Source organism: Microbulbifer sp. ABE4_465 (genome assembly GCF_056160765.1).
In genome coordinates, this window is the sequence record NZ_JBSWXV010000004.1 from 36,424 (window position 1) to 48,289 (window position 11,866).

The 11,866-nt window shown below is 57.2% G+C and carries 7 protein-coding genes and 1 pseudogene; 2 read left to right on the forward strand and 6 right to left on the reverse strand.

Annotated elements, in window-relative coordinates; translation table 11 throughout:
- Positions 1-172: 172 nt before the first annotated feature.
- Complete coding sequence (locus tag ACXAG1_RS08780; RefSeq protein ID WP_475119509.1) at positions 173-2,359, forward strand: TonB-dependent receptor family protein; 2,187 nt, start codon at positions 173-175, stop codon at positions 2,357-2,359.
- A 195-nt stretch (positions 2,360-2,554) separates the two neighbouring features.
- On the forward strand, positions 2,555-2,992 hold the full coding sequence (locus tag ACXAG1_RS08785) for a DUF2239 family protein (protein WP_475119510.1): 438 nt from the start codon (positions 2,555-2,557) through the stop codon (positions 2,990-2,992).
- A 67-nt stretch (positions 2,993-3,059) separates the two neighbouring features.
- On the opposite strand, the gene ACXAG1_RS08790 is transcribed toward ACXAG1_RS08785, so the two are convergent.
- The 6 genes and pseudogenes from ACXAG1_RS08790 to glyQ all read right to left on the reverse strand — a co-directional run bounded on the left by ACXAG1_RS08790 (position 3,060) and on the right by glyQ (position 11,703).
- Complete coding sequence (locus ACXAG1_RS08790; protein WP_475119511.1) at positions 3,060-4,247, reverse strand: class I SAM-dependent rRNA methyltransferase; 1,188 nt, start codon at positions 4,245-4,247, stop codon at positions 3,060-3,062.
- Between the two features lie 365 nt (positions 4,248-4,612).
- The gene (locus tag ACXAG1_RS08795; protein ID WP_475119626.1) at positions 4,613-7,192 is read right to left on the reverse strand and encodes a S8 family serine peptidase; all 2,580 of its coding nucleotides are present in this window, start codon (positions 7,190-7,192) and stop codon (positions 4,613-4,615) included.
- Positions 7,193-7,246: 54 nt separating this feature from the next.
- A pseudogene (locus ACXAG1_RS08800) lies at positions 7,247-7,762 on the reverse strand (protease inhibitor I9 family protein); the annotation flags it as partial.
- A gap of 320 nt (positions 7,763-8,082) precedes the next feature.
- A complete protein-coding gene (gmhB, locus tag ACXAG1_RS08805) occupies positions 8,083-8,631 on the reverse strand; it encodes a D-glycero-beta-D-manno-heptose 1,7-bisphosphate 7-phosphatase (protein ID WP_475091324.1) in 549 nt (182 codons plus the stop codon).
- Between the two features lie 10 nt (positions 8,632-8,641).
- On the reverse strand, positions 8,642-10,723 hold the full coding sequence (gene glyS / locus ACXAG1_RS08810) for a glycine--tRNA ligase subunit beta (protein WP_475091325.1): 2,082 nt from the start codon (positions 10,721-10,723) through the stop codon (positions 8,642-8,644).
- Complete coding sequence (glyQ, locus tag ACXAG1_RS08815; protein ID WP_475091326.1) at positions 10,723-11,703, reverse strand: glycine--tRNA ligase subunit alpha; 981 nt, start codon at positions 11,701-11,703, stop codon at positions 10,723-10,725. Before glyQ ends, glyS begins: the two co-directional genes overlap by 1 nt.
- Positions 11,704-11,866 lie beyond the last annotated feature (163 nt).

Consider the following 11,866-nt stretch of genomic DNA (forward strand, 5'->3'; position numbering starts at 1 on the left):
CCACATCGAAGCAAGGGATGTAACGCCCCATAGTAGGCTCGCACCAAGTGCCTCCAAAACCTTGAACACACGTACAAGTAAAAGTCCATGTCCTGCGTGACATAAGTGTTTTAAAAAAATATAATCGTTCTCATTAATAATATTGATGAGAGACCTGGACTAAGGAGAGCCAATGGCCCGTTTTTCCCTCGCCCCACTTTCGATTGCCATGTTTGCCGGTTTGAGCGCCAATGCTGCCGTGGCAGAGACCTACGAACCCCTGGAAACCATATCGGTGCTGGGTAACAGCGAGCAGCTGCACAAACTGCCCGGCTCAGCGCAGTTGGTCAGTGCCGAAGATCTGGAAAAATTCGAATTTGTCGATATCAATCGCATGCTGCGCAATGTGCCGGGGATCTACCTGCGTGAGGAAGACGGTTACGGCCTGCGCCCGAATATCGGTATCCGCGGTGCCTTCGGCGAACGCTCCGGCAAGATCTCGCTGTTAGAAGACGGCGTACTGGTAGCACCGGCCCCATATTCTGCCCCGGAAGCCTATTATTTCCCCACCGCAGGACGCCTGCAGGCGATTGAGGTCCTCAAGGGCCCCACCACGCTCAAGTACGGCCCTTTCACCGTGGGCGGTGCGCTGAACATGGTGAGCACCCAAATCCCCGATGGCAGCACAGGTAAGGTGCAGCTGGAAGCTGGCCAGTTTGGTGAAAACCGTCTGCACACCTATTACGGCAGCAGTACCGAAACCAGTGGCTGGTTGGTGGAAACACACCAGCAACAGGCAGATGGCTTCCGCGATATCGATCGCGCGGGAAGTGCCGATATCGCCAAAGAAGATTACCTGGTGAAAGGCCGCTTGAATTCAGCGCAGGGTGCGGCCTACGCCCAGCAGCTGGATATCAAGCTGCAGTATTCGGAAGAAGAGTCCGGTATGAGCTATCTCGGGCTGACCGATGCCGATCTCCAAAAGGACCCTAACCGCCGCTACGGTATCAGCGCCCTGGATGAAATGGAAAATCGCCACAGCACCGTGCAGCTGAATCACACGATTGCGCTAAGCGACGACTTCAGCCTGAACACCCAGGCCTACTACAACAAATTCAAACGCGACTGGTTCAAGGTCAGCCTGGGCAATCTCATCGATCAGGCGAACGCCGGCGATGCCGACGCCCAGGCGGTGCTCGATGGCACCATGGATTACGACAACGTGGGCATCAAGCACAACGACCGCACCTACGTGTCCCGTGGTGTGCAAGTAAGCGCTAGCTTACAGTTGGAGACAGGCAGCATCGCCCACGATCTGCAATTCGGCGTGCGCGATCACTACGACGATGTGGATCGCTTTCAGCCGGTAGAGAATTACAGCCAGATCGACGGCGAGCTGGTATTTCAGGGTATTAGCGACCCGAGCTCAAGCAACAACCGAGTCGGCAAAGCCGACGCGACTTCCCTGTTTGTGTACGACCAGATCCAGGTAAACGATGCCCTGGCGCTGACCGCAGCCCTCCGTTACGAAGACCTGGAAACCCGCCAGCAGCGCTATGAAAACAATGAGCGCACCGAGGAGGGCAGCAGCCGTTCCAACGCCATGAATGAATGGCTGCCAGGGCTGGGTGTGACCTATGCGGTGAGCGACGCGCTGACCCTGCTTGCGGGTGTGCACCGCGGCTTCGCGCCTCCCGGTAGCGGCTCCTCCGATGGCGAAGCCGGTGACCTGTCCACCAACTACGAAGGCGGTTTCCGCCTGCTGAACGACAATCTGCAGCTTGAGCTGATTGCGTTCTTCAGCGACTACGAAAGCACCGTACAGAACTGCTCCGTGGCCCAGCCCTGCGCCAACGGTCAGGACAGTGGCAACTATGCTCTGGGGCAGTCCGAGATCCGCGGACTGGAAGCCAGCGTGCGCGGTGAATGGTCTCTGGATAACGGCTGGATGATTCCCCTGCAGGCAAGTTACACCTACACCGACGCAGAAATCAGCGAAGACAGTCTCGAGTACATTGAGTCCGACGGTCAAAGCGGGCTAGCGAACGGCGACAACTTTGCCTATTTGCCGGAGAACGTATTTGCGCTGACCACCGGCATCGACAGCGGTGCCGCCTGGCGCGTGAACCTTACCGCCGCTTTCCAGGACGATATGTGCGTGAACACCAGTTGTAACCGCGGCAACACCGACCAGAACGACTTCACCGAGTCACTCTGGGTGATGGACGCTGCCGCGCACTACGATTTCAGCAGTGACCTCGCCGCCTACCTGAAGATCGATAACCTGCTCGACAAGCAGGCGATTATCAACCGTGCTCCTGACGGTGCCCGGGTGAACCGTCCGCGCACCGCTTCTGTGGGCGTCAGCTACCAGTTCTGAATGCTGACAAGCTGATCCCGCGCATCAAACCCCGGCAGGCGACTGTCGGGGTTTTTTATTGCCAGCGCGAAATACAGAAACCAACGGGACCCGCGGGTGCAAGTGCGTGGCGTGAAACTCGTCCAATGGCTTCAGAAAACTCACAGCACCCCTTAAAATAATTAACCAAATGGTCAAAAAATATAAGAGGGAATTGTGAGCCATTCCGAAAAATACGCGTCCCGTACCGTAAGCGCTTTCAACGGACATCAGCGGGTGGCCCAGGGTCACTACACCGAAGTTATTCAGGAGTTAAAAAGGACACTAAGCCGAGGGGCACTGGAATCGGTGCTGATTTTCGATGACGCAACGAGCGAACCGCTGCAGTTAGATTTCGGTGCAATTGATGTCGGCGATACGTCACCTGCCGAAGCTCCCGAGTCCCCACTGCGCCGTGAAGCGCGCGAGGCGACCGAGAGAACCATGACTGCGCTGGGTAAATCCCTGCCAGCATACGACCGCGCCGTACAGGCCCTGCACAGCGGCGACCGCGATACATTTTACCGTATAACCGAACAGTGGCCGCGCGGGCTCTCCGCACACCTGAAAAAAATCGCGCGGGACGCATTTGCCGAACCAGCCACGGAGAAATAGCGTTCAACCCACCCCGCTGGACTCAAGGCTTTTGCCAGTGAGTCCGCAAAGAGTACGCTAAAAATAATTATTGAGCGGTGCCCGACATGTGCACAAAGTGCGCCTTGAGGTAGCGGGTTTCCGGAATCGCCGGGTGCACCGGGTGATCCGCACCCTGACCGCCACTGCCAATGATGTTGATATTCTTATCCAGGTGGCGGCCTGCACCGCGCAGGATTTCCAGCAGAGTGTCCGACTCCAGATGCATTGAACAGGACGCACTCACCAACAGGCCGTTTTTCTCCAGCATTCGCAGCGCCAGTTCATTGATATGGCGATACGCCGCCTCACCGGACTTCTGATCCTTGCGCCGTTTGATAAATGCAGGCGGATCGAGAACGATGGCGTCGTAACGCTCGCCACTGGCGATCAGCTCCTTCATCGCATCGATCGCCTTGCCCTGAATGGTGATCAGGTCGTCCTTGCGATTGTTCAAAGCGGCGTTTTCTTCACACCAGTCCAACGCCTGGCCCGACGCATCCACACAGGTTACCTCGCTGGCGCCGTGAGCGAGTGCTTGCACACCCCAACCGCCGGCATAGGAAAACAGGTCCAACACTCGCTGACCCTTTACCCACTGATTTAATCGCGCGCGGTTTTCCCGGTGGTCGTAGAACCAACCGGTTTTCTGCCCCTGGTAAACCGGTGCCAACAGCGACACGCCGTTCTCTTCAAAAGGCACCATTTGCGGAACCTCGCCAACGGCGACTTCACAGAGCTCCGGTAATTCTTCCACCTTGCGGCCCTGGTGATCATTGCGCAGCAGAATACCGGCAGGTTTCACCAGCGCGGTCAGTGCATCGACGATTTCCTGTACCAGGTTTTCCATGCCCCAGCTACTGATCTGCACCACCAGGTAGTTACCGAATCGGTCCACCACCAACCCTGGCAAACCGTCGGAATCCCCGTATACCATCCGGTAACTGGGGTGAGGGAAATAGCGTTCGCGCAGTGCGAGTGCGTTTTCCAGCCGGCGCTTCAACTGCTTGGCGGTAAATGCTCCCTTGCGGGAAACCAGTCGCGCGCAGATCAGCTGGTTAGGGTTGACCAGTGCGAACCCGAGGCTCTTACCGTTACTCTCGAGAACTTCACACTGGCTTCCCGGCGCTATCCCTTTCAGCGGGCTGCGCTTGGTGTCCACTTCATTGCTGTAAATCCAAAGGTGGCCCATCTTCAGGCGGCGCTCGGCGCGGGGATTGAGAATAAGTTGCTGCACGGGAGAACTCCGGTTTTTCAGGGGGCGCCATTGTTCGTTCGTGGTGTTCGGAATACAAGGGAAAATCACCGGCACCAAACAACCTAGTGGTCCATGCGGAAAGTTCGGTAACTAAGGAGCACAGCCAAAGTGTTCAGATCAAGGCGAGAAAGCGCAGGAATAGTGGTTCTATTTCAATCTTTCTCAACGCAGAGCTGGGCGCTTTGGCGAAGCGAACAGTTACACAACTTTCCGCATGGACCACCAATTAACCATAGCGAACCTTTTACTCCTGGCTAGCCCAGGCAAAAAAAAGCCCGGTGGTTGTGAGAAAACTCACGGCCACCGGGCAGACTTTAACGGGATGGATTAAATGAAGGCTGCGATTACCGCGTACTGATCGAGACTTCCGTTGTGCCGATGCTGCCGTTGTCATCACGGTGCGAGATGATGCCCAGTGCGCGGGTATCGCTGTTCAGGCCCATCCACTCCAGATTCAGTGTCCCCGCTGCGCCGACCGCGGCGGAACCCGGGCCATCCAGCAGGGTGTTGCCCGCATCACCCAGGAGATTGAAGTTAAAGAGCGTATAGGAAGTGGGCCCTGGCGCCGACGCATAGTCGATAACGAATACCGCATAGACGCCGGGCTCCGGATTCCATAGGTCCACCTGTTCCGCCGAGCTCGGTGTGCCACTGGAGCCGACCAGCGGCCATCCCGCGGCCTGGGGGCCCAGTACCTGAAGGTCGAGGTCATCGGAACCATCGCCCGCACCTACATCGGCATCGAACAGTGCGAACCGGCTGAAGCTGGTACCCTCCGGCACTTCAAAGAAGAGCAGGTCGTCGAGGCCATCCTCGACCGCACCCGGCGCGGGAATGCCCTCTGCGAGACCGCTAATACTCGCGCTGTAAGCTCCCTGATAACCGAACACCAGCGGAATTGAGAGATTCCCATCGGTGCCCTCTGCCTGCACTGCCGCTGCGGTGGAAATGGGTACCGGACGAACGGCGATCGGGCTGCGTACCTTGCGGAAACCCTGCGACCAGCTGAGTGATCCAAATGCCCACTCTCCAAGCTCTGCCTCGTCGGTTGCGGTAAAGGATACCTGGTAGGTCGCTGTTTCCCCCTGCTTCAGGCGCAGGATCCGTGGCGATACTTCGACACTGACTCCCGCTGGTGCATCCACCTCGGCCCAATACCAGCGTACACCCTTCTCGACACTGGTAACCCGCCGCGTGACGGTCTGGCTTCCCACCAGTTCTGCAATCCCGATTGATGGCAGGTTCAGGTCAGAGGAGTCCAGCGAGAATCCGTTGGCTTCGAGATAGCTGCAATCCCCCGCCGGCACGATCGAGGTCTGAAGCTCCGCACCACAGAGGAAGGCCAGGTAATCATAGAACCCCGCGTCGTATACCAGCCCGGGGAAAAACGCGCTGGCCGGTTGCACCATACCCGCACCGATATCAAAGGGGTCTGCTGGTGTATCGCCAAAGGACTTTTTCAGGTTCTGGCGTGCCGTGGTCATCATCGCAGAGCGCGCCATGGCCGGCGTCCAGTCCGGGTGTGCCTGTTTCAGAAGCGCCATCACACCGGCGATGTGTGGACTCGCCATCGAGGTGCCGCTGAGCGCGCCATAGATTTCCCCGGACCCCACCGGAGAGACACCGGCGAGAATCGCAACCCCGGGCGCGGCGATGTCTGGCTTGATGATATCGGGCGCGCCGGCATTGGCACCACGGGAGGAAAATCCAGCGATGCGATTGTCCCGGGATACCTGTATCTCTGGGCTGAGGGTGCCGCTGGCCGAATCTGCGTCGGCAAGCGCGGCACCATCCGGATGGCGAATCATGACACCGGGTATGGTGGTGTCCGGTGCCGACATGGTGATGGGATCGATACGATCCGGCCCCGCGCCATCGTTGTAAACCACAATGGCGCGGGCACCGGCTGCTGCGGCCTGATTGTATTTGTCACTGAATGCACAGGTTCCGCGAATCACCAGCGCAATATTTCCTGACACCGCCTCCGTATTCGTGAGCGGAGTACAGGCGTCGAGAGGTTGCGCAACAACGATGGAAGCAGAGATAGCACCGCTATCCGCAAGTTGCACCGGGCCGGAACCCTGCAGGCCCTCGAAGATACCGGCAAGTTGTGCAGGAGACTCTATCTCGATGCCGGTAGCAAAACTTTCGTTGTCTTCAGTGGCACCGACCGAGGTAATCCAGGGAACCCCGGAAGGTGTCCCGATGGTTTCACTACCGGGGCCAGAGTTACCTGCGGAAGTCGCTACGAATACACCGGCGTCTGCTGCAAACAGGAAGGCTATATCATCGGGACCGGTAAACTGAGTGCTGGCGCCACCAACGGAGTAATTGATCACGTCTACACCGTCTGCCACAGCCTGATCAATGGCCGCCATGGAGTCGGAAGAAAAACAACCGCTGTCATCTGGATCTGGCGCATCCCAGCAAACCTTGTACACCGCTACGCGGGCACGGGGTGCAACCCCACTCAGGGTGCCGGTGCTCTTAGTGCCGATCGTTCCCTCGACGCCGTAGTTTCCCGCGGCGGTGGTTGCTGTATGGGTACCGTGCCCGTCCGCATCGCGAGCAGAAAGAAATTCGTAATCCGCCAGTTCATTCGCGGAAAGAAACCCCTCGGAAAACGCCTGTGCCTTAAGCAATTTATTATTGCAATCAAAGGGCAGGTCCGCCGCATTAAAATCAGTGTTGCCGAATTCACATCCTTCACCAACAAAGGAATCTGGCGCGGCATCGTAGAGGATGGGGCGGCCAATATGACCGCGTTTTGGTGTGCGTGTGTCTTCAAGGCTTGGGTGCTCCGGATGGATACCGGAATCAATTACACCTACCACCACATCCTCGCCGGTGGCCCCGAGTAACCAAGGACCGGGAAAGCCATCGAGGCCGAGATAGCCATACGTGGAGTTGGTCTGCGGTTTCATCAATTGATCTTCCCAAACACCGAGAACATCTTTTCGATTACGTAATTGCTCAGCCTGTTTCGGGGTCATCTGCGCCGCAAAACCATTGAACGCGACTTCATAATGGTGAAGGGTTCGCGCGCTACCGATCGCTGCGAGTGCTTCATTTTTTCTTTCGCGCAGAAAGCTTGCGTACTGCTTTATAGCGTTACTGGAAAAATCCAGTTTGCGATTGTTTTGCGGTTTGGTGGCGGCAAGCCCCTGGATAGTTCCCTCGTAGGCGATCAGTGGTTTATCAACGAGTTGAACGATGTATGTTTTTTTATTGATGTCGTGTCGAACTGGCTGTTCCACATTTTCATTTGATTGTGCCTGCAGCGAAAAAATCAGGCCGGCAAAAACGCCCCCCAAAAAACCGGCGGTTTTTCCAGGGGAAAACCGGTTTCGAGATTTACTCAAAAAAATCATAAAAATTATGCCCCGTAAAATGCAATGCCCAACCACTCCCGCTTTTGGCGAGATGGTAAGGGCGCTTCCGTGAGATAAGTGGAAAAGATCGAGAATGGAGCGTGTCGCGGTTTTATTTTTCATTCCATGAACGCTGCGGCACCAGATCCCTCAAGATGGTTTCTACGGAAACCAAAGTGCGCGAGCAATAGGGTGGCGCGACATTCCTGTTAATAGAGAAGCAGTTTGCGAGCAGTCACAAAATTGTCACCGGGATCATTCTTGATGGGACACTTCAGTTGGTACGGGACAGCCAGTCAGAAAAAATCCGAGCAGGGAATGGTTGAGACGACCGGAGAAATACGCACAGGAGTACGTAAAGAAAGATGTACGGAATGATGTATAGAAAAGCGGGTAAAAAGAACGGGAAAAATACAAATAAATGCTAGCGAAAATCGGTGGAACTAACGCAGTAAAAACGCCGCAAACTCTGCAAGATCCTGCATAACACGGGTTTCGACCAGGCTCGGATCGGGATTTTGAATAAGTGTCATCAACGTCTCCTCCCCAAGCCCCGTTTTCACCAGTACCGGCTTGCAGCCTTTGGCAACCGCGCACTGTAAATCCTTGGTCTGGTCGCCGACAAAGTAGCAGTCGTGCAGGCTGGTATCGAATTCAGCCTCAATCGCGTCCAGCAATCCGGTCTTCGGCTTGCGACATCGACAGTTGTCTTCGTCGCTGTGGGGGCAGTAAAAGATACCGGCGACTTCACCACCGGCATCTTCCACCAGTGCGCGCAGCTTGGCGTGTATGGCTTCGAGATCGTCGAGATCAAACAGCCCGAGTGCGAGTCCATTCTGATTGGTGGCAACCACCAACTGATAACCCGCCTGGCTGAGCTGCGCCATGGCTTCAATGCTTCCGGGAATGGGAGTCCACTCGTCGACACTGGTCACGTGGTCACCTGGCTGGTGATTGATGACGCCGTCGCGGTCGAGAACAATGATGCTCATGGCGCTTCCGTTACTTGGCGGGTGCCAGCTGCGAGATATCCGCAACCTCGAGGAACAGCGCGCGCAGTTGCGCCAGAAGTGCCAGGCGATTGTTGCGCAGCTGTTCGTCGTCGGCCATGACCATCACGCCGTCGAAGAAGTTGTCCACGGTTTCGCGCAGCCCGGAAAGTCCCGCGAGGCCTTCGTCGAAACGCGCTTCCGCATACAGCGGTGCCACCGCTTCTTCGGCATCGCGAATCGCCAGGTACAGGGCCTTTTCTGCATCTTCCTGCAACAGCGCCTGATCCACTTCGCTCGGTGCCGGGCCGTCGAGTTTCGCCAGAATATTTGAAACCCGCTTGTTGGCCGCGGCCAGTGCTTCCGCTTCCGGCAACTGGCTGAAGTTGTGCACGGCATTGACGCGGTTGTCGATATCCAGCGGGCGCGACAGCTTGCGCGCGGATACGGCGAGGAAAACTTCTGCCTTGATACCGGCGTCTTCGTAACGGGCGCGGAAGCGCTCGATCATATACGCCAGAGTTTGCTCGACCACTTTGTCGTGCTCCGCCAGCGCGGTGCGCGGGTAACCATCGCGCGCGAGGGTGAGCAGTTCACGCAGGTCCAGATCGATATTTTTTTCCACCAGCAGGCGCAGTACGCCCAGGCTGGCGCGACGCAGTGCGAAGGGGTCGCGGGAACCGCTGGGCGGTTGTCCGATACCGAAAATACCGACGAGGGTGTCGATACGATCGGCGAGGGCGACAATGGTGCCGGTTACCGTTTGCGGCAATTCGTCGCCGGCAAACTTGGGCATGTACTGCTCGTACATGGCTTTGGCAACGTCCAGCGGCTCGCCGTCGTTTTCCGCATAGTAGTAACCGGCGATACCCTGCATATCCGCAAATTCGAACACCATTTCGGTAACGAGGTCGGATTTACAAAGTTGCGCAGCGCGCTGTGCCAGTGCCGAGTCGCCACCGATTTTTTCCGCGATAGCGGCGGCCAGTTTGGCCAGGCGTTCGGTCTTGTCGTACACGGTACCCAGCTTTTGCTGGAACACGATGGACTTGAGTTTTTCCCGGCGCGCCTCGAGGCTGATTTTTTTATCGGTGTCGAAGAAGAAGGCGGCATCGGACAAGCGAGGACGGATAACCCGCTCGTTGCCTTCGATCACCTGCTTGGCATCGGTACTTTCGATATTGGAAACGGTGATAAAGAACGGCAGCAGCTTGCCGTCTTCGTCGATCACGTGGAAATATTTCTGATGCTCTTTCATGGATGAGATCAGCGCTTCCGCGGGTACATCCAGGAAGCGTTTTTCAAAGCGTCCGGTCAGCGCCACCGGCCATTCCACCAGTGCGGTGACTTCGTTGAGCAGGTCGTCGTCGATAACCGCTTCACCGTTAACATTGTTGGCTTCCGCCTGCACCTGTTCGCGAATCATTTCGCGGCGCTCGGCGAAGTCCACAACCACAAAACCGGGATCGCGCAGCTGCTGCACATAATCGTTGGCAGAGGCCACGGTGAGTTCGCGGTTGCAGTGGAAGCGGTGACCGCGGGTGCTGTTACCGGCTTTCAGGCCGAGCACTTCTGCGTCGACCGTTTCGTTACCGAACAGCATTGCCAGCCAGTGTACCGGTCGCACGAATTCTTCTTTGCGCGCACCCCAGCGCATGCGCTTGGGGATCGGCAATTGAGCGAGGGATTTGCTAACGATACCGCCCAGCAGTTTCTGGGTGGCTTCGCCTTTCTGTTCGCTGATAAATGCCAGGCGCTCACCTTTATCGGTTTGCACCCGCGCGAGTTCGTCAACGCTGACGCCGGCACCGCGGGCAAAACCTTGCGCGGCCTTGGTGGGGTTGCCGTCTTTATCAAACGCAGCAGCCACGGCGGGGCCGTGCTTTTCAATCTGTTTGTCTTGTTGCTGCTCGGCGAGGTCACTCACGGATACCGCGAGACGACGCGGGCTTGCGTAAGCATTTACCACGCCGTACGTCAGCTCCGCGTCTTTCAGGCCCTGCTCGATACCTTCGGCAAAGGCCTGCATCAATTTGTTCAGCGCTTTCGGGGGCAGCTCTTCGGTGCCCAGCTCAACCAGAAAATCCTGAGCCATTACTTCTTCTCCTTTTGCGCGTCGAGTTGAGCCAAAACATCGTTGCGGGCCTGCTCGGTGGCGAGCGGGAAACCGAGGGCGTGGCGCGCATCGAAATAGGCCTGGGCCACAGCGCGGGCGAGGGTGCGTACACGTAAGATAAAGCGCTGGCGCTCGGTAACGGAAATCGCGTGGCGGGCATCCAGCAGGTTGAATGCGTGGGACGCTTTCATCACCTGCTCGTAGGCCGGCAGCGGCAGGCCCAGTTCGATCAGGCGCTGGCTCTCGCGCTCGCAGTGATCGAAGGTGTTAAACAGGAATTCCACGTCGGCGTGTTCAAAGTTGTAGTGGGACATTTCCACTTCGTTCTGGTGGAACACATCGCCGTAGGTGACGGCTTTGCCGTCGGCGTCGCGGGTCCACACCAGGTCGTAGATGGATTCCACGTCCTGCAGGTACATGGCGATACGCTCGATACCGTAGGTGATTTCACCGGTAACCGGGTAGCACTCGAGGCCGCCCACCTGCTGGAAATAAGTGAACTGGGTCACTTCCATGCCGTTCAGCCAAACTTCCCAACCGAGACCCCAGGCGCCCAGGGTGGGGGATTCCCAATTGTCTTCCACAAAGCGGATATCGTGCACCGCCGGGTCGATGCCGAGGGCACGCAGGCTGTCCAGGTACAGGTCCTGAATATTTGCCGGCGAGGGCTTCATTACCACCTGGTACTGGTAGTAGTGCTGCAGACGGTTGGGGTTTTCACCGTAGCGGCCGTCGGTGGGGCGGCGGCAGGGCTGTACGTAGGCCGCGTTCCAGGTTTCCGGGCCGATGGCGCGCAGGAAGGTGGCGGGGTGGAAGGTGCCAGCGCCCACTTCCATATCCAGAGGCTGTAGAATGACGCACCCCTGGCGCGCCCAGTATTCCTGCAGGGTAAAAATAAGGCCCTGAAAGGTGCTCAGGTCCTGCGCGGGGGCAGAACTGCTGGTTTGTTGCTCGGACACCACAATCTCCGGTTTCAGCTGGGTGGAATAGACAAGGGGCGCAATTATAGCGGCAGGTGGTTGCGCACTAAACAGCGCGCAGGGCATTTGATGGCCACAATGGGGCTATACCCCATAAAAAGATGAAACAGGGCGGAGTGCCGCTGCAGTGAGAAGGATGTAA

Excerpts from the sequence above, each read along its gene's own strand:
- ACXAG1_RS08780 (WP_475119509.1), top strand. The coding sequence starts at position 173 with ATGGCCCGTTTTTCCCTCGCCCCACTTTCGATTGCCATGTTTGCCGGT.
- ACXAG1_RS08795 (WP_475119626.1), bottom strand. The coding sequence starts at position 7,192 with ATGAAACCGCAGACCAACTCCACGTATGGCTATCTCGGCCTCGATGGC.
- gmhB (WP_475091324.1), bottom strand. The coding sequence starts at position 8,631 with ATGAGCATCATTGTTCTCGACCGCGACGGCGTCATCAATCACCAGCCA.
- glyS (WP_475091325.1), bottom strand. The coding sequence starts at position 10,723 with ATGGCTCAGGATTTTCTGGTTGAGCTGGGCACCGAAGAGCTGCCCCCG.